This window comes from Streptomyces griseoruber, from assembly GCF_001514205.1.
GTDB classification, from domain to species: Bacteria; Actinomycetota; Actinomycetes; order Streptomycetales; family Streptomycetaceae; genus Streptomyces; species Streptomyces griseoruber.
The window spans coordinates 166,007-182,896 of record NZ_KQ948769.1 but is presented as its reverse complement, the minus strand read 5'-3'; the positions used below and the strand labels follow the sequence as shown (position 1 = coordinate 182,896).

The following is a 16,890-nucleotide window of genomic DNA, read 5'->3' as shown; positions in this document are numbered from 1 at the left end:
CTTCGTACGCAGTACAGTGTACAAAGTACGGAGTTTTCGCCCGTCGCCGCCCCTTCGAAGGAGCACCCGTGCCGATCACCGCCTCCGCCGTGTCCCTGAACGTCGACGACGTGGCCGCGTCCAGCGCCTTCCTCACCGAGCACTTCGGGTTCCGGGAGGAGGCGGCCGCCGACGGGTTCGTGTCGCTGAGCCGGCCGGACGCCGGCATGAACGTCGTCTACCTGCGGCGCGGTCTCACGTCGCTGCCCGAGGACCAGCGCGACGACCACGCCGACGGGGTGACCCTCGCCTTCGTCGTGGACGACCTGGAGGCCGAGCTGGCCCGGCTGACCGCCGAGGGCGTCACCGTCACCATGCCGCTGACCGAGGAGCCCTGGGGCGAGCGCGCCTTTCAGGTCACCGACCCCAACGGGGTCATCGTCCAGCTCGTCGACTGGGTCAGCGCAGTACGGTGAGCGTGATCGTGACCGCGAGGGCGACGACCGCCGCGGCCGCCCACAGCAGCGCGGCCTTGCGCTGCCGGCTGAAGCGGTCGATGACCTTGATGTCGCCGGAGGGGAGGCGGAAGGCGTAGTAGACGCGGTCCGGGTCGGCAGGGGTCTCGACCCTGGCGAGGGGGAGGAGCGCGACGGTGACGTGACGACGGACCTCGCGGGCCCGGGTCGCGAGGAGGGGCGCGAGCCGCTTGGCGTGGCCGTCCTCCAGGAAGTCCGGGAGGTCGTCGTCGGGGCTGGTGAGGGTCGCCCGGTACCAGTCGCCGGTCTTCAGCTGCCCGGGGTGGCGCTTGACGGGCAGGGTGTCACGGCGGGGCTCGTGGGTGATCGTGGCGCCGGTGCAGACCGTGAGGCGGCCCGTGGCGTCGCACTCCTTGTGCTCGACACGCCGGTCGCCGTCGCACGTCCCGCAGACCACGTCCCCCTTCCCGCGGCAGGCCGGGCACTCCCGCCGCCAGTCGCCCGAGCACTTCGGGCAGGCCACGTCCGCCGCGTGGCACCGCTTGCACTCGGCGGCCCGCTCCCGCGTCCCCTCCTTGCGGGGACGGGCGCCGTCCCGGGCCCGGCGCGTGCGGGGCGTGCCGGTGCCGTCGCACTCCCAGCACGTGTCCGGACCGCCGCGGCACGCCTCGCAGTCGATCCAGGGAGGGCAGTCGGTCCTGCCCCGCCCCGCGCACGCCGCGCAGTCCTTCCGGCCGTCCGCACAGTCCCCGCACGGCACCTCGTCGAGGGTCCCCTCCCGGACCAGGTGGACGACCTGGCGCCGTGCGGGGTCGGCGGGCGGCTCCACGACGTACGCGTCGAGGTCCGTGTAGGTGGGGCGTTCGGCGATCGCTCCGTTCCTGCTCAGCGGGCCCTTCGCCGTCCGGCGGCTCTCCTTGCCCCGCTCCTCGATCGAACGGTGGATCTCGCACTCCAGGACCGACTCCCAGCTGAGCGAGGCCGCGCCCGGGTCGGTGAGCCGGGTGCTGATCCGGCGCCCCGCCAGCTGCCGTTCGACGGCTCGCAGGATCTCCTCGTCGGACGGTCTCCTGGGCAACGCAAGCTCCCCTCGCCGACGGGTGACACACGCGAGAAGAGCAGGGTAGGAGGCCCCCAAGTCGACGACAAGGGGGCCTTGGTTCGCCGAGGGCGCACGGCGGCTACACCGCGCGCGGCTCCCGTACGACCGCCACCCCTCCCGGCGGCACGGACACCGAACCGCCCAGCACCGGCTTGCCGCCCAGCAGTTCCACCGCGTCGGCGGCGACGGCGATCTCCGCCCCCGCACCCGCGTGGTCGATCAGGAACAGGTAGTCGGCCTCGGCGCCCCGCCGCCGGACCGCCTCCACGCCCGGCGGCAGCACCGCGTCCAGCACCGGCCGTACGTCCGCCTCCTCGCGGATGCGGTGCAGCAGCGCGGCCAGGGTCCCGGCGTCGGGCAGGGTCGCCACGTACCAGGCGGTGCCGGTGCCGTAGCCGTGCCGGGTGATCGCCGGGACGCCTGCCAGCGGACCGTCGGTGTACGAGGCGACGGCCTGCGCTCCGGCGAGCCGCACCCGCTCGGACCACAGCGCCCCCGAGCCACCGGAGTCCAGCGAGACCTCCTGCCCCGGCAGCAGCGGGAAGAGCTCGTCGGTCCGCACCCCCAGCGCCTCCCGGAACGCGCCCGGGTAACCGCCCAGCCGCACATGGCAGTTCTGGTCCACGGCCCCGCTGTGGAAGCCGGCCACCAGCGTGCCGCCGCGCTCGGCGAAAGCGGTGAGGTTCGCGGCGCCCGCGTCGTCCACGAGGTACAGGCTGGGGGCCAGGACCAGCCGGTACGCCGACAGGTCCGCGTCGGGCCGTACGAAGTCCACGGCGACGCCCGCCCGCCACAGCGGCTCGTACCAGGAGCGGACGACCTCCAGGAAGCGGACCGCCTCGCTGGGCTGCGAGGGCAGTTCCAGCGCCCACTTGGCGTCCCAGTCCCAGACGATGGCCGTCTCGGCGGTGCCGGTGCTGCCGCGTACCTCGGCCAGCGCCTTCAGGTCCGCGCCGAGTGCCACCACGTCCCGCCAGATCGCGCTGTCCGTGCCGGCGTGCGGCAGCATCGCCGAGTGCCACTGCTCGGCGCCCGCCTTCGCGGCCCGCCACTGGAAGTAGGCGATGCCGTCGGCGCCGCGCGCCACGTGCGCCAGCGCGTTGCGCTTCAACTCGCCCGGCCCCTTGGCCCGGTTGACGGGCTGCCAGTTCACCGCGCCCGTCGAGTGCTCCATCAGCAGCCAGGGGCCGCCCGCGAGGGAGCGCACGAGGTCACCGCTCATCGCGATGTCGATCTCCGACTCGGGGTCGGTCGAGCGCAGGTAGTGGTCGTTGGAGACGATGTCCAGCTCCGGCGCCCAGCGCCAGTAGTCCAGCGCGTCGAAGTTGTACATCACCATGAAGTTGGTGGTGGCGGGGATCGCCGGAGCGGCCTCGGCCAGCACCTCGCGCTCCGCCGTGCACAGCGACAGCAGCTCGTCGCTGCAGAAGCGGCGCCAGTCCAGCCGGTGGGCGGGGTTCGGGACCGCGCCCGTCGCCCGGGGCGGGATGATCTCGTCCCAGTCGTAGTACCACTGGCTCCAGAAGGTGGTGCCCCAGGCGTCGTTCAGCGCCGCGAGGTCGTCGGCGTACTTCTCCCGCAGCCAGCGGCGGAACGAAGCGGCGCTCGTGTCGCAGTAGCACTCCGCGTTGTGGCAGCCGTACTCGTTGTGGACGTGCCACATGACGACGGCCGGGTGCTCGGCGTACCGCTCCCCCAGCGCCCGCGCCATCCGTACGGCGGCCTCGCGGTAGGCGGGGCTCGACGGGCAGAACGTCTGACGGCTGCCGTACGCCAGTCCGCGGCCGTCGCGGTCCACCGGCAGTGCCTCGGGGTGGGCCTTGAAGAACCAGGCCGGCGGGGCCGCCGTCGGGGTCGCGAGGTCGGCGGCGATGCCGTGGGTGTACAGCAGGTCGAGGACGCGGTCGAGGCGCGAGAAGTCGTACACGCCCTCGGACGGCTCCAGCAGCGCCCAGGAGAAGATGTTGACGCTGACCATGTTCACCCCGGCCTCGGCCATCAGGCGCACATCCTCGGCCCAGACCTCCTCGGGCCACTGCTCGGGGTTGTAGTCGCCGCCGTACGCGATCCCGGGGACCTTCAGCACTCGTTCCATCACTCGCCTCCCGACAGCAGCCGGCGCGTGGTGTCCACGCCCCACGGATCCAGGGAGAGCAGACGGTCGCTGGAGGCCATCAGGCCACCCGTCGCCTCCACGTGCGCGGCCCATCGCTCGCGCGTCTCCACCGCCGGACGGGCCATCAGGCAGTCCGGGTCGTTGGTCCAGAACCGGCCGTGCTGCCACTGCCGGGCGGCGCCGGTGAACTCGGCCGCGTCCTGTCCGGGCTGGCTGAAGTCACCGGCCTCGGGGGCGCGGTGCGGTGCCGTGTCCGGGCTGACCCGCATCGCGTCGAACAGGCCGATCGACGGCAGGACCGGCGCGCCGCAGCCCAGGAGATACGACTCCGGTCCGATCGCCGCACGGATCAGCGCGATCCCGTCGCGGTACGCCGTCAGCGGGTCCACGGGGGCGTGCCGTACGCCGTCCAGGGCGCCCGCGTACAGGAAGTCGGCCTTGAAGTAGTCGTAGCCCTCGGTGCGCAGGGTGCGGAAGACCTCGGTGAGGTAGGCCGCCGCCCCGGGGTGGGTGGTGTCGAGGACGTACAGGTCGTGGCCCCAGTTGTGGCCGGCGTGCGCGAAGCCGCCGTCGGCGGTGCGGACCAGCCAGTCGGGGTGCCCGGCGGCGAGTTCGCTGCCGGGGTCGACCAGGAAGGGCGCGGTCCAGATGCCGGCGCGGCGGCCCCGGGCCCGGATGGCCTCCGCGATCCCGCGGCGGGAGCGGAAGCGGCCGGAGAGGGTGAGCCAGTCGCCGAGGGCCTTCTGGTAGCCGTCGTCGATCTGGACGACGTCGACGGGCAGGTCGAGGGTGTCCATCGCGCGGAGGTTCTCGTGGACGTCGTCCTCGGTGACCTCGGTGAAGTACTCGTACCAGGAGCACCAGACGGTGGGCGCCGGGCGCGGCGCCGGGACGCCGAGGCCCGACGCCCACTCGGCCAGCACCGCCTGGATGTCCGTGCCCGTGAACTCCTTCACCGGGCCGTCGGCGCCGATCTCCGCCGTGCCGTCCCTCACGACCAGCCGGATGGAGGGCACCTCGCGGACCGGGTCCGGCGCGGCCCACAGCCGGACGGGCGAGCCGTCGCCGGGGTCGAGGGCGAGGAGGCCCTCGCCCTGGAAGACCCCCGCGGGGACGGTGACCCCGGGGCGGTAGCAGACGGTCGCCCAGGTGGCGTTCGCCGGGCGGTGGGGGCGGGCGTCGAGGGCGTAGGCGCCGCTCGGGCTCCAGGACTGCCAGCCCTCCTCGTGGACACGGGCGCGCCGTGGATCCACGGGGACGGCGGCCACCGGGGTGAAGGGGTGGTGCACGGGGGTCTCTTTCACAGGGAGCTGTCGAGTGCGGGCGTCAGCCCTTGTTGGCGCCCAGGGTCAGGCCGCTGACGAACTGCCGCTGGAGCGCGAAGTACACGATCAGCGTGGGGATCGCGGTGAGCAGGGCGCCTGCGGCGACCAGGTTGGGGTCGGTGAAGTACTGGCCGGAGAGGTTGTTCAGGGCCGAGGTGATCGGCATGTTCTCGCCGGTGGAGATCAGCACGATCGCCCAGAAGAAATCGTTGTAGATCCAGATGGAGAGCAGGGTGGCGAGGGCGGCCATCGCGGGCTTGCACAGCGGCAGCACGATCTGCCAGTACAGGCGCCACACGGACGCGCCGTCGACCAGGGCGGCCTCGGTCAGCTCGTGCGGCAGGGAGCGCATGTAGTTGCTGAGCACGAAGGCGCAGAAGCCGGACTGGAACGCCACGTGGATCAGGACCAGGCCGAGCGCGGAGTCGTACAGCTTGCCGCTCACCGTGATGCCGGGCAGGTCGATCAGCAGGTACAGGCGGTACAGCGGGGTGATGATCACCTGCTGCGGGAGGAGGTTGCCCGCGGTGAAGACCAGGAGCAGGAACAGGTTGACCCGGAAGTCGAAGCGGCTGACGTAGAACGCCACGCAGGACGACAGGAACAGGGTCACCAGCACCGCGGGGACCGCGATGAGCAGCGTGTTCCCGAAGTAGTGGACCATGTCCGACTGCTCGAAGGCGTTGGTGAAGTTGTCGAGGCTGAGCTTGTCCGGCCAGGAGACATAGCCCTTCTCGCTGGTCTCGGCGTACGGCCGCAGGGCCGCGAACAGCGCCCACAGCAGGGGGGCGAGCCAGGCCAGGGAGGTGACGACGAGGAAGGTGTGCAGCAGGATCCGGGCGGGGCGGACGGGGGTGCGCTGCTTCACGGGCAGGGTGGTGGTGCTCATGCGCTCCGCTCCTTCCGGAAGGTCGAGATCAGATACGGGATGATCACCGCGAGGGAGATCAGCAGCAGGACGACGGCGATCGCGGAGCCGTATCCGATGCGGCTGGACTCGCCGATGATGTTGTTGGTGACCAGGATCGAGAGCAGCTCGGTGCCCTGGGCGCCCTTGTTGAAGACGAAGACGAGGTCGAAGGCGCGCAGGGCCTCGATGATCGTCACCACGAGCACCACGGTGTTCGTGGGCCGCAGGGTGGGGAAGATGACGTTCTTGAACGTCTGCCACTCGTTGGCGCCGTCCAGCGAGGAGGCCTCGCGCAGGGACGGGTCGACGCCCTTCAGGCCGGCCAGGTAGAGGATCATCATGTAGCCGGTGTGCCGCCAGCAGGCGGCGACCAGGATCGCCCACAGGTTGAGGTTCGGGTCGCCGATCCAGTCGATGTAGTGGCCCGGCTTGTTGGCCCCGATGATGCTGTTGATCAGGCCGGTGTCGGGGTTGTAGACGAGCTGCCAGACGAATCCGGTGACCGCCAGCGAGACCACGACCGGCAGGAAGTAGGCGGTCTGGTAGACACGGCTGAAGCGGATCTTCTTGTCCAGCTGGACCGCGAGGAAGAGCCCGAACGGGGTCGGGATCAGGATCAGCACGACGAACCAGATGATGTTGTGCTGGACCGCGGGCCAGAACTGCGGGTTGTTGGTGAACAGCTCCTTGAAGTTGTCCAGCCCCACCCACCTGATGGAGTCGAAGCCGATGCCGTCCCAGGTGGTGAAGGCCAGGGCGATGGAGGCGAGGGCGGTGACCCAGACGAGGGTCACGTGCAGGATCGTCGGCACGCCGGCCATCAGGCCGAGCGTGAGCCGGTCGCGGCGGGTCAGCAGGCGCCGGTGGCCCTGCGGAACCCGCTTCTTCGAGGACGCGCCCCGAGGCGGCCGGGTGGCCGCCTGCGAGGACTTCTCGGTGGTGTCGGTACTCATGGGTTACGGGAGCCGCGCTCTCAGTTGGACGCGAAGATCGTCTTCTTCTGACGCTCGATCGAGGTGAGCAGGCTGTCGATGCCCTTGGGGTCACGGACGAACTTCTGCAGCGCGGGCTGCATGACCGTGGAGGTGAAGTCGGGGCGGCTGTCGCGGTCCATGAACTGCGTGAGGCTCTTGGCGCCACTGATCATCTCGTACGCCTTCTTCTGGAGGGCGGTGTACGAGGAGGTGTCGGCCTTGCTGGAGGCGGCGACGACGCTGGAGTCGGCCTTGAGGTAGATCTGCTCGGCCTCGGGGGTGCCGAGGTACTCCAGGAGCTTGGTGACGCCCTCCTTGTTCTTCGGGGCCTTGGAGACCATGAAGCCGTCGGTGGGGGCCTCGACGGTGTCCTGGCCGAACGCGGAGTTGATCTCCGGGAAGGCGAAGAAGTCGAGGTCGTCCAGGTCCGCCTTGTCGGTGAACTGCTGAGCGACGAAGGAGCCGAGGAGGTACATGCCGGCCTTCTTCGACACCAGCGTCTGGGCGGCGTCCTGCCAGGTACGGCCGAGGGAGCCCTCCTGGTGGTACGGCAGCAGCTCGGCCCAGTGGTCGAAGGCGGCCTTGACCTTGGCGTCGGTCCAGGAGGCCTTGCCCGCCATCAGCTCGACGTGGAAGTCGTAGCCGTTGAGCCGGAAGTTGATCTGGTCGAAGGTGCCCATCGCCGGCCAGGCGTCCTTGTCGCCGAAGGCGATCGGGGTCAGCCCGTCCTTCTTCATCTGCTTGCACAGCGCGATCAGCTGGTCCCAGGTGGTGGGGACGGTGTAGCCGTGCTGCTGGAAGACGCTCTTGCGGTAGAAGAGCGCCCAGGGGTAGGTGTACAGCGGCACGAAGTAGTACTTACCGTCCGCGCCCTTGCTGAGCTTCTTCATGGCGTCGGGGAAGTTGTCCCCGATCTTCGCCCACACGTCGTCGATGGACGAGGTCAGACCCTTGGCCGCGAAGAACTGCATCCGGTAGCCGGCGAACCAGTTGAACACGTCGTCCGGGGTGCCCTGGAGGTAGGAGTTGATCTGCTCCTGGAACGTGTTGTGGTCCTTGGTGTTCACGTCGACCGCGATCCCGGACTGCTTCTTGAAGGCCGCGTAGATCTCGGCGAAGGCCTTCTTCGGGACCGCGTCGGACGCGTTGGAGCCGAGGCTGACGGTCTTCGGGTCGGAGGAGGTGCCACTGCCGCCGCAGGCCGACAGCAGCGGTATGCCGGCGCCGAGGACGGCCGCGCCGCCGATGCCGCGCAGCAGGGTGCGACGGCTCGGGGAGGGGAGGTGGAGGCGGCCGGAGGGGGAGAGGTCGTGCATGAAGCGGCTCCTGACAGCAAGGTTCGGTCATGGAGGTCTGACGGAAAACTTCCGGTCTTAATCGACCAGAAATCAACTTGACCGAACACGGGGTGGCGCAATAACAGCCGTATGTCCACTCATGCGTCAAGAGCCGATGGCTTCATTTGTCGAAACGTAACCGACACACCTTGATCACCTTCTCGATCGTCTTCATGATCACTTCCTTGATCATTCGAGGGTGTCGAAGGCCTTCGAGAACGCCGCGTCGCCCTGGACGATCGAGCTGCAGGTGGCATCGGCGGAGCCCTTGGCCCCACCCGGGCACTGCCTGTCCCGCGCCGCCGACCACATCGACAGCCACGCGAGCCCCTTCGACTTCGCGAAGGCGACGAGCCGGGTGGCGTCCTCGACCTTGAAGACCTCCGTGGCGACGTCGTTCACCCCGATCACGGGGGTGACCGCGACCGCCTTCCAGGCCGCGCTGTCGCTCAGCCCGAACACGCTCTTGACCTGTGCCTGGGTAGCGGTGGCCGCCTGCTCGGCACAGGTGCCCATGTCACCGCTGTACGCCGGACCGTAGTCCATCGCCATGACATTCACAGTGTCGACTTTCACACCATTTGCCTTGGCGTCCGAGAGCAAAGTCACGCCGTCCTGCGTCAGCCCCTCCGGCATCACCGGGAGGGTGAAGGAGACATCGAGTCCGGGGTGCTGCCGCTGGAGCTTCGCGATCGCCTGGGCGCGCCGGGTGTTCGCCGCCGTGTTCGGCAGCGCCCCGCCCTCCACGTCGAAGTCGACCTTGGTCAGCCGGTAGGCGTCCACGACCTTCCCGTACGCCGCCGCCAGCGCGTCCGCCGAGGAGCAGACCGTGGCCAGCTCGGAGCCGCTCGCCCCGCCGAAGGAGACCCGGACGTCCCCGCCCTTCGCCCGGAGCGCCCCTATCCGAGCCGCCACCGCGTCGCTCCCGAGGTCCGTCACCCCGCCCCACTTCGGCGTACAGCCGCCGCCGTCGGTCACGAACGCCAGGTTGTAGTCCTTCACGCCGGTCGCCAAGGCGTGCGCGAGGAGATCGAAGGCGGGATAGAGGGAGGTGTCGACGTAGGGGGCGAAGGGGGCGGAGGGGGCGGAGGCGGAGGCGGTGGTGCCGGATCCGGTGCCGGTGCTCGCGCCCGTGCTCGGGGAGGGGGAGGGGGAGGCGGGGGTGGCGGTCGGCGTGGACGTCCGCGTGGGTGCCGTGGTGGGTGCCGTGGTGGGCGTCGCGGGGGGGCGTCGCGCTCCCCGTCGGCCGGCCGCTCGGCTCGGGGGTGGCCCCCTGGTCCGCCGAGCACGCGGCCCCGTCGACCCGGCAGCCGACCGGATCCCCGCTCCCGTTGACCACGAACCCGACGGTGACCGACTCCCCGACCGCCAGCCCGTCGGTGTCCCACTTCGGCGGGGTCACGGTGACGTGCCGCCCGCCGACCGTCGACTCGGCGTTCCAGAGCGAACCGAGCCTCGCCCCCGCCGGCAGATCGAACTCCAGCTTCCAGTCCGCCTTCACCCGCCCGCTGTTGTTGGTGACGACGTACTGCGCGGTGTACCCGGTCGACCAGTCACTGGTCCTGGTGTACGCCGCCCCGACCCCGGCCGCCTGCGCGGTACCGGCGACGAACACGGCCCCACCGCCCACCACCGCCGCGGCGACGACACCGCCGATCACCTGGTTCCTGCCGCTGACCTTGCGCCGGTGGCTGCTCATGACGTGCCCGCCCTCACTGCTCGTGGGGTGAGGTGCGGCAGCACGCTAGTGCCGCGGCAGGCAACGTTTGCCCGTCAAGGAGCGGCGTCCGGTGCGTGCTCTCGGCGTGCCGGCCGGAAGTCCTCGTACTGGACGTACTTGGGCTTTCGGCCGGTGCGGCGAGAGTGCGTGCCGGGCGTCGCGACGGGGCGAACGTTGCCTGCCGCGGCACTAGCGAGCCCGAACCCGGCAAAATGCCTGACAGGGGCGGGGGCGGAGGATCTTAGGGTGCGCTTAAGCCGGACCTCGGAGCCGGTTAAAGGTCGAGACCGGTTCCGGGTCGGGCACCCGGGGCGCGGGGCCGGGGGTCACCTGGTCGCCGGCCGTCTTCGCCTGCGCATGGCTCCCCGGTGGCCCCTGCGGACCGGCTCGCGGCCGTCCAGTTGGAGCCAGATGCGGATCTCCGTGCCGCCGAGGACCGAGCGGCCGATGCGGACGTCGCCGCCGGTGGACTCGGCGAGGCGGCGGACGATGTCCAGGCCCAGGCCGGTGGAGCCGGTGGCACCGGATCCGCGGCCGCGGGCCATCGCCGTCTCGGGGTCGGCGATGCCCGGGCCCGCGTCCGAGACCAGGACGATCACCGCGTCCTCGCTGTTGTGGACGTCCACCGCGAAGGCGGTCCCTTCCGGGGTGTGCCGGAAGACGTTGCCGAGGAGGGCGTCCAGGGCGGCGGCCAGGTCGGCACGGACCACGGGTATGCGGACCGGACGGTCGACCCCGGCGGTGCGGACCTTGCGGCCCTCGTCCTCGGCGAGCGCCGACCAGAACGCCATCCGCTCCCGGACCACCTCCGCCGCGTCGCAGCCGGCCCCCGCGCCGGGCGCCGTCGTCTGCGGCTTGGCCTCCCGGGCCGTACGGATGATCGTGTCGACCTCGCGCTCCAGCTGGGCCACCGCCGTGCGGGTCTGCTCGGCGGCCGGGGAGTCGCCGAGGGAGGCCGCGTTCAGCCGGAGCACGGTCAGCGGGGTGCGCAGCCGGTGGGACAGGTCGGCCGCCAACTCGCGTTCGTTCGCCAGGAGCTGGACCACCTGATCGGCCATCGAGTTGAACGCCACCGCCGCCCGGCGCAGTTCGTCCGGGCCCTCCTCCGGGACGCGGGCCCCGAGCTTGCCCTCCCCCAGTTCGTGCGCCCCCTCCACCAGCCGCCGGGCCGGCTGCACCATCCGTACACCGAGCCGGTCGGCGACCGCGACCGAACCGAGGACCAGCGCGATCCCGACCCCCGCCAGCACCGCCCACGCCGTGCCGACGCCGTTGGTGACCTCGGACTCCGGGACGTACACCTCGACCACCACGGTCCCCAGGCCCAGCGCGACCGGCTGGAGCAGCACGGAGCCGCCCGGCACCTCGGCGGTCGAGGCACGGCCCAGCTTCCGTACGGCGGCGACGTCCGCTGCGGCGGCCCGCCGCCGGCCGAGGTCCACGGCGGCCCGGCCGTCACCGGCCGGTATGTGCACGGCCATCCCGTCGCCTGAGCCGGCCGAGGCGACGACGCGCTCCAGCTCCTCCCGGTCGGTGGTGATGGACAGGGCCGGGACCACCACCGCGGCCTCCCGCTCGGCGTTGGAGAAGGCGCGGTCGCGGGCCATCTCCCGGACGACGAGACCGAGGGGGACGGCGAAGGCGACCACGACCATCGTGGTGACCGCCAGACAGACCCTGACCAGTGCCCACCTCATCGCACGGGCCCCGCTTCCCCTGGTGGTTCGAGCTTCACGCCGACCCCGCGCAGGGTGTGCAGATAGCGCGGGCTGGCCGCCGTCTCCCCCAACTTCCTCCGCAGCCAGGACAGATGGACGTCGATCGTCTGGTCGTCGCCGTAGGACTGCTGCCACACCTCGGCGAGCAGCTCCCGGCGCGGGACGACGAGTCCCGGCCGGGCCGCCAGGAAGGCCAGCAGGTCGAACTCACGGCGGGTGAGGTCGAGGCGTACGCCGTCCAACTCCGCCTGGCGGCGCAGCGGATCGACGCTCAGGCCGCCGACGCGCAGGACGCTGGAGGGCGGGGGCTCCCCGGCTCCGGAGCGGGCCCGGCGCAGGACCGCCGCCATCCGCGCCGACAGGTGCTCCACGGAGAACGGCTTGGTCAGGTAGTCGTCCGCGCCCGCGTTCAGCAGCCGGACGATCTCCGTCTCGTCGTCGCGCGCGGTGGCGATGATGACCGGCACGTCGGTGATGCCGCGCAGCATCTTCAGGGCCTCGGAGCCGTCCAGATCGGGCAGTCCGAGGTCCAGGATCACCACGTCGAAGCGGAAGTGGGCGACCTCGCGCAGCGCCTCCAGCGCGGTGCCGACGCTGCGCACCAGATGCGAGGCGTCGGTCAGATGCCGGATGAGCGCCGAGCGGACGAACTGGTCGTCCTCGACCACGAGCACACTTGCCATGCGCCGCACCGTACGCCATGCCCGCGGACCCGGCCGGGGCCCTGTGGACAACTCCTCCTCCGTGGACGACCGGTGACCCGTCCGTGCGACACCGGTGCGAAACGTGCGGCAAGATGGCCCGCTATGCGGAGCGGACTCGTACACGTACTGGCCTGGACGCTCGCCACGGGCGCGGCGGTCACGCTGTCGTGGTGGGGCGTCCACACCGTGATGGCGGGCACGGCCTACGACCCCCCGCGCGCCCTGCCGCTGACGGTGCGCGAGGTGACCGCCGACGCCCATGAGTCGGCTCCCCCGTCCTCCCCCGGCTCCGGCCCGCCCCGCTCGCCCGCACCTTCCCCCTCCTCTTCTTCCGCTTCCCCGACGGCCCGCTCGGCGTCCGCGGCCCCGAGCCGCACCGCCACCACCCCGGCCGCCCCGAAGAACACCCCGGCCGGGACGGTCAAGAGCTACGACACCGACGGCGGCCGGGTCGTCCTCGACCTCACCTCGACCTACGCGACCCTGGTGTCCGCGACCCCGGCGGCCGGCTGGTCGGTGCAGGTGTGGAAGACGGAGTCATGGATCCGGGTGGACTTCGCCTCGGGCGCGGACCGGGTGTCGGTCTTCTGCACCTGGCACGACGGGCCGCCGAGGGTCGACGTACAGACGTTCTGAGGGCACGAACCAACAAGAACCACCATGAGGGCCGGGCCCCGCCGGGCCCCGGACCGCGGAAAGGTCCTAGCGGAACACCGAGGGCGGCGGGGCCGGCGAGGCGACCGCCGCCGCGTCCGTCACCGGGGTCGCGCCGCCGGTGAAGTCGAGGAGCGGGCGGCCGTGCTCGACGCGCGCCGGATGCGGGTCGGACGCCGCCCGGCGGGTCAGCTCGGCGATCGGCAGGGGGAGGTCGCCGGCCAGGAGCACGGCATTGCCGAACCGTTTCCCCCGGAGCACCGTGGGGTCGGCGACCAGGGCCAGCTCGGCGAAGCGGGCGGCGGCGGTGGCGATCTGGCCGCGCAGATGGGCGAGCGGCGGGCCGTCGGCGATGTTGGCGGCGTAGAGACCGCCCGGCTTCAGCGCCCTGCGGACCTCGTCGAGGAACTCGGTCGAGGTGAGGTGGGCGGGGGTGCGGGCGCCGCTGAAGACATCGGCGACGACGAGGTCGGCCCAGCCGTCCGGTACCTTGCCGAGCCCCTCCCGCGCGTCCACGGACCTGACCCGGATCCTGGCCCCGGGGTCCAGCGGGAGTTCCCGGCGCACCAGCCGGACCAGGGCGGCGTCGCGCTCGACGACCTGCTGGGTGGAGCGGGGGCGGGTCGCGGCCACGTACCGGGCGAGCGTGAACGCGCCGCCGCCGAGGTGCACGACGTGCACCGGCCGGCCGGGCGGCCCGGTGAGGTCGATGACATGGCCGAGGCGGCGCTGGTACTCGAAGGAGAGGTACGCCGGGTCGTCGAGGTCGACGTGCGACTGCGGTGCCCCGTCGATGAGCAGGGTCCAGGCCCGCGCCCGGTCCCGGTCGGGCAGGAGCTCCGCGAGCCCCCCGTCGACGGCCTCGACGACGGCCGCCGTGTCGGCGCCGCGCTCACGCCGGGTGTTCCTGGACTTCCCCATGAGGGCATCCTCGCAGGCGCAACGGCCGGCTCGCGCACGCCCGGCGGGTCACCTCACCGGCAGTTGTCCGCCGCCTCGATCGTCCGGGCCGCCTCGCCCAGCGCCCGGCGCAGCACCGCCGGATCGGTCGCGAGGTCCGCCTCGCCGGGCGGCACCAGCCAGTCCGAACCCTCCACCGGGGGCTCGGGGTCGAGTCTCAGGCCGCGCCCGTCGGTCTCCGTGCAGGTGCTTCCCGGCAGGTCCCAGGCGGCGGCGGTGCCGGGCGGCACCAGGAAGCCGAGGGTGTCGCCGCCGTCGTCGTGCAGCACGGGCCCCACCGCCTCGGCCGCGCCCCGGCGCAGGATGTCGACCGCCTCCAGCCCCTGCCGGGTCGGCACCGTCACGAGGTCGCACGCCGGGCCCGCGGGCCCGAACGCCGACGACGGCGTACAAGGATCGTTGCTCCGGCTGGTCTCCATCCCGGCCTCCACCACACAGCCCGCTCCTGCAGTCCACGGCATTCAACGCACGACCGCGTCAACGGCTACGGCGGAAGTCCGCCGCAAAGGATGGCAGTTCATGGCAGATCGTGGAGGAGATATCCGGTTTGTAGCCAAACACCGCGTGGCGGCCCAACCACAGCAGGTACGTTCTTGCTCGCTGGACATCAGGGTGATCACCGCCGAAAATATGCCAAGTCACCCCGATTCCGGCATGGTTCGACGGTTCGCATGAGAGGACCCGGCCATGGCGTCGTCAACGGTGACCCCACCCCGGCCCGACCGGCCACCACGGCCCAACCTCGCCTTCCGGCACCTGCGTGGACAACGCTCGCCGGCCGAGTTCGCCGCACTGGTACGGCGCGCCGCACGCGAGATCGGCGAGCGGGTCAGCTGCGACGCGCGCTACATCGGGCGGGTCGAGGCGGGGGAGATCCGCTGCCCCAACTACGCGTACGAGCGGGTCTTCCTGCACATGTTCCCCGGCCGGACGCTCACCGACCTGGGGTTCGCGCCCCGGGCGTCCGTCCGCGGACGAGGAGCGCGCGCCGCCGGGGACGCGCCCCCCGCGCACACCACGAGCCCGGCGCTCACCACCAGTGAGCCGCGGGTGACGAGTGAGACGCGCGGGGCGGGTGAGCCGTATGACACGCAGGACCCGTACGACACGCACCACGACCACGAGGAGAGCGACGTGCTGCGTCGCGCATTCATGACCGGTGGAGGCGCCACCGTGGCCTCCGCCTCGCTGGGCCCCCTGGGCCTCGCCGTCCCGCCCCCCCGGTCTCGCCCGGGCGGCGGGACCTCCCACGCCCCGGCCGCGGAGCGCCGGGTGCGCCGCGTCGGGTCGAGCGAGGCGGGCGCCCTCGAAGAAGCGGTCCGCAGAATCCGTCTGCTGGACGACCGGCACGGCGCCGACGGCCTCTACCGTCGCGCGGCCGCCCCGCTGCGCGCCGCCTACGCGCTGCTCGACGCCGGCACCACCCGGCAGACGACCGCCGACCGGCTGCACTCGGGCGCCGGTGAACTCGCCATCTCCGTGGGCTGGCTGGCGCACGACTCGGGCCGCTTCGACGACGCCCGCTCGCACTACGCGGAGGCACTCGCCACCGCGCGCATGACCGGCGACCAGGCACTGGAGGCGCATGCCTTCTGCAACACCGCGTTCCTCGCGCGCGACGCCGGGCGCCCCCGCGAGGCCGTACGGGCCGCGCAGGCCGCCCAGCGCGTCGCGCGCCCCCTCGGGTCACCCCGGCTGATGTCCCTGCTCGCGCTGCGCGAGGCGGGCGGCTGGGCCGGGCTCGCCGACCGGACCGGCTGCGAACAGGCCCTCGCCCGGGCGCACGCCCTCTACGAGCGGGGCCCCTCGGACGCCGACCCCGAGTGGATGACGTTCTACGGCGAGGCCGAGCTGGCCGGGCTCGAGGCGCAGTGCTGGTCCGCGCTCGGCGACTGGACCCGGGCGGCCCGGCACGCGGGGCGCGCGGCCGATCTCCAGGATCCGCACTTCACCCGCAACATCGCGCTGTACACGGCCGAGCTGGCCGACGATCTGGCCCGGGGCGGGCGGCCCGGCGAGGCGGCGGTGGCGGGCCTGCGGGTGCTGGACCTGCTGGGCCAGGTCCAGTCCTCGCGGATCCAGGGGATGCTGGCGGGCACGGCGCGGGTGCTGCTGCCGCACCGACGGGCCGGCGGAGTGCAGGAGTTCCTGGACCGCCACGCGTCGACACCCCGAGCGGTGTGAACGGCGGTGCGCAAAGCGGTGTGACACCGCGCCCGACCGCGCTACGGCGCGAGGTGACCGAGGTCGTTCCAGCTCTCGATCGCCGGCTCGCCGTACGCCCAGCCCAGCACCGACAGCGAGGTCGGGTTCAGGCGGATGCGAGCGGCGAAGTCCAGGGGGAGGCCCAGCCAGCGGGCGCCGATGGAGCGGAGGATGTGCCCGTGGGCGAAGACCAGGACGTCCCGGTCCGCCGACCGCGCCCAGGCGACGACCTCGTCCGCGCGCGCGGTGACCTCGGCGAGCGACTCCCCCTCGGGGACGCCGTCGCGCCAGATCAGCCAGCCGGGCCGGACCGCCTGGATGTCGGCCGGGGTCATGCCCTCGTACGCGCCGTAGTCCCACTCCATGAGGGTGTCCCAGTGCGTCGCCCGCTCACCGAAGCCGGCGAGGTCGCACGTCTCCCGCGCGCGGGCCAGCGGGCTGGTGCGTATCTCGACGTCCGGCAGCCCGTCGAACGGCGTCCGGTGCAGCCGTTCGCCGAGCAGCTTGGCGCCCCGGCGGCCCTCCTCCAGCAGCGGTACGTCGGTCCTGCCGGTGTGCTTGCCGGACAGCGACCACTCGGTCTGTCCGTGCCGGGCCAGCAGGATGCGCGGTGCCATGGGGGACCTTTCCGGGGAAACCCTGGGACGTCTCAGGGGAGAAATCGGAGGCGGGACCCCTCCATCATCGCTCACCCTGAAACGGGGCAACCC

General features: G+C 72.1%; 14 protein-coding genes and 1 pseudogene. 3 read left to right on the top strand and 12 right to left on the bottom strand.

Features of this window, described 5'->3' with window-relative positions; all coding sequences use genetic code 11:
* Positions 1 to 68 precede the first annotated feature (68 nt).
* Positions 69 to 455, top strand: a complete 387-nt coding sequence (locus tag AQJ64_RS19635; protein ID WP_055637945.1) for a VOC family protein — start codon at positions 69 to 71, stop codon at positions 453 to 455.
* On the opposite strand, the gene AQJ64_RS19630 is transcribed toward AQJ64_RS19635, so the two are convergent.
* From AQJ64_RS19630 to AQJ64_RS19590, 9 genes and pseudogenes are all read right to left on the bottom strand, one after another.
* Positions 439 to 1,533 carry a hypothetical protein gene (locus AQJ64_RS19630; RefSeq protein ID WP_055637944.1) on the bottom strand — a complete coding sequence of 365 codons (1,095 nt, stop codon included), beginning with the start codon at positions 1,531 to 1,533 and terminating at the stop codon, positions 439 to 441. The genes AQJ64_RS19635 and AQJ64_RS19630 overlap by 17 nt on opposite strands.
* A 103-nt stretch (positions 1,534 to 1,636) precedes the next feature.
* The gene (locus AQJ64_RS19625) at positions 1,637 to 3,652 is read right to left on the bottom strand and encodes a beta-galactosidase (RefSeq protein ID WP_055637943.1); all 2,016 of its coding nucleotides are present in this window, start codon (positions 3,650 to 3,652) and stop codon (positions 1,637 to 1,639) included.
* Positions 3,652 to 4,962: a glycoside hydrolase family 36 protein gene (locus AQJ64_RS19620; protein ID WP_055637942.1), complete on the bottom strand. Its 1,311-nt coding sequence runs from the start codon at positions 4,960 to 4,962 to the stop codon at positions 3,652 to 3,654. Before AQJ64_RS19620 ends, AQJ64_RS19625 begins: the two co-directional genes overlap by 1 nt.
* A 37-nt stretch (positions 4,963 to 4,999) precedes the next feature.
* On the bottom strand, positions 5,000 to 5,887 hold the full coding sequence (locus AQJ64_RS19615) for a carbohydrate ABC transporter permease (protein WP_055637941.1): 888 nt from the start codon (positions 5,885 to 5,887) through the stop codon (positions 5,000 to 5,002).
* Positions 5,884 to 6,861: a carbohydrate ABC transporter permease gene (locus AQJ64_RS19610; protein WP_055637940.1), complete on the bottom strand. Its 978-nt coding sequence runs from the start codon at positions 6,859 to 6,861 to the stop codon at positions 5,884 to 5,886. Before AQJ64_RS19610 ends, AQJ64_RS19615 begins: the two co-directional genes overlap by 4 nt.
* 20 nt (positions 6,862 to 6,881) lie before the next feature.
* The gene (locus AQJ64_RS19605) at positions 6,882 to 8,198 is read right to left on the bottom strand and encodes an ABC transporter substrate-binding protein (protein ID WP_055637939.1); all 1,317 of its coding nucleotides are present in this window, start codon (positions 8,196 to 8,198) and stop codon (positions 6,882 to 6,884) included.
* A gap of 210 nt (positions 8,199 to 8,408) precedes the next feature.
* Positions 8,409 to 9,918 (bottom strand): annotated as a pseudogene (locus AQJ64_RS19600) (glycoside hydrolase family 18 protein).
* Positions 9,919 to 10,265: 347 nt separating this feature from the next.
* Complete coding sequence (locus AQJ64_RS19595; protein WP_059202815.1) at positions 10,266 to 11,636, bottom strand: HAMP domain-containing sensor histidine kinase; 1,371 nt, start codon at positions 11,634 to 11,636, stop codon at positions 10,266 to 10,268.
* The gene (locus tag AQJ64_RS19590) at positions 11,633 to 12,340 is read right to left on the bottom strand and encodes a response regulator transcription factor (protein ID WP_059202814.1); all 708 of its coding nucleotides are present in this window, start codon (positions 12,338 to 12,340) and stop codon (positions 11,633 to 11,635) included. Before AQJ64_RS19590 ends, AQJ64_RS19595 begins: the two co-directional genes overlap by 4 nt.
* Before the next feature lie 123 nt (positions 12,341 to 12,463).
* Between AQJ64_RS19590 and AQJ64_RS19585 the strand changes: the two genes are divergently transcribed.
* Positions 12,464 to 12,997 carry a hypothetical protein gene (locus tag AQJ64_RS19585; protein ID WP_059202813.1) on the top strand — a complete coding sequence of 178 codons (534 nt, stop codon included), beginning with the start codon at positions 12,464 to 12,466 and terminating at the stop codon, positions 12,995 to 12,997.
* 66 nt (positions 12,998 to 13,063) lie between these two features.
* On the opposite strand, the gene AQJ64_RS19580 is transcribed toward AQJ64_RS19585, so the two are convergent.
* Together AQJ64_RS19580 and AQJ64_RS19575 are read right to left on the bottom strand one after the other, a co-directional pair.
* Positions 13,064 to 13,936, bottom strand: a complete 873-nt coding sequence (locus AQJ64_RS19580) for a spermidine synthase (RefSeq protein ID WP_059202812.1) — start codon at positions 13,934 to 13,936, stop codon at positions 13,064 to 13,066.
* Between the two features lie 53 nt (positions 13,937 to 13,989).
* Positions 13,990 to 14,394: a hypothetical protein gene (locus AQJ64_RS19575; RefSeq protein WP_240513026.1), complete on the bottom strand. Its 405-nt coding sequence runs from the start codon at positions 14,392 to 14,394 to the stop codon at positions 13,990 to 13,992.
* 268 nt (positions 14,395 to 14,662) lie between these two features.
* Here AQJ64_RS19575 and AQJ64_RS19570 point away from each other — a divergent pair, with 268 nt between their 5' ends.
* Positions 14,663 to 16,159: an NsdA family TPR-like regulatory protein gene (locus tag AQJ64_RS19570; protein ID WP_059202811.1), complete on the top strand. Its 1,497-nt coding sequence runs from the start codon at positions 14,663 to 14,665 to the stop codon at positions 16,157 to 16,159.
* Between the two features lie 41 nt (positions 16,160 to 16,200).
* Here the strand turns inward: AQJ64_RS19570 and AQJ64_RS19565 are convergent, their stop codons facing one another.
* Entirely contained in the window at positions 16,201 to 16,797 is a 597-nt protein-coding gene (locus tag AQJ64_RS19565; protein WP_055638613.1) for a histidine phosphatase family protein, read from the bottom strand.
* Positions 16,798 to 16,890 lie beyond the last annotated feature (93 nt).

Bases quoted from the DNA above. Each gene is read 5' to 3' on its own strand.
- AQJ64_RS19615 (WP_055637941.1), bottom strand. From the start codon at position 5,887: ATGAGCACCACCACCCTGCCCGTGAAGCAGCGCACCCCCGTCCGCCCC.
- AQJ64_RS19575 (WP_240513026.1), bottom strand. From the start codon at position 14,394: ATGGAGACCAGCCGGAGCAACGATCCTTGTACGCCGTCGTCGGCGTTC.
- AQJ64_RS19565 (WP_055638613.1), bottom strand. From the start codon at position 16,797: ATGGCACCGCGCATCCTGCTGGCCCGGCACGGACAGACCGAGTGGTCG.
- AQJ64_RS19570 (WP_059202811.1), top strand. From the start codon at position 14,663: ATGGCGTCGTCAACGGTGACCCCACCCCGGCCCGACCGGCCACCACGG.
- AQJ64_RS19580 (WP_059202812.1), bottom strand. From the start codon at position 13,936: ATGGGGAAGTCCAGGAACACCCGGCGTGAGCGCGGCGCCGACACGGCG.
- AQJ64_RS19595 (WP_059202815.1), bottom strand. From the start codon at position 11,636: ATGAGGTGGGCACTGGTCAGGGTCTGTCTGGCGGTCACCACGATGGTC.
- AQJ64_RS19610 (WP_055637940.1), bottom strand. From the start codon at position 6,861: ATGAGTACCGACACCACCGAGAAGTCCTCGCAGGCGGCCACCCGGCCG.
- AQJ64_RS19625 (WP_055637943.1), bottom strand. From the start codon at position 3,652: ATGGAACGAGTGCTGAAGGTCCCCGGGATCGCGTACGGCGGCGACTAC.
- AQJ64_RS19590 (WP_059202814.1), bottom strand. From the start codon at position 12,340: ATGGCAAGTGTGCTCGTGGTCGAGGACGACCAGTTCGTCCGCTCGGCG.
- AQJ64_RS19585 (WP_059202813.1), top strand. From the start codon at position 12,464: ATGCGGAGCGGACTCGTACACGTACTGGCCTGGACGCTCGCCACGGGC.
- AQJ64_RS19605 (WP_055637939.1), bottom strand. From the start codon at position 8,198: ATGCACGACCTCTCCCCCTCCGGCCGCCTCCACCTCCCCTCCCCGAGC.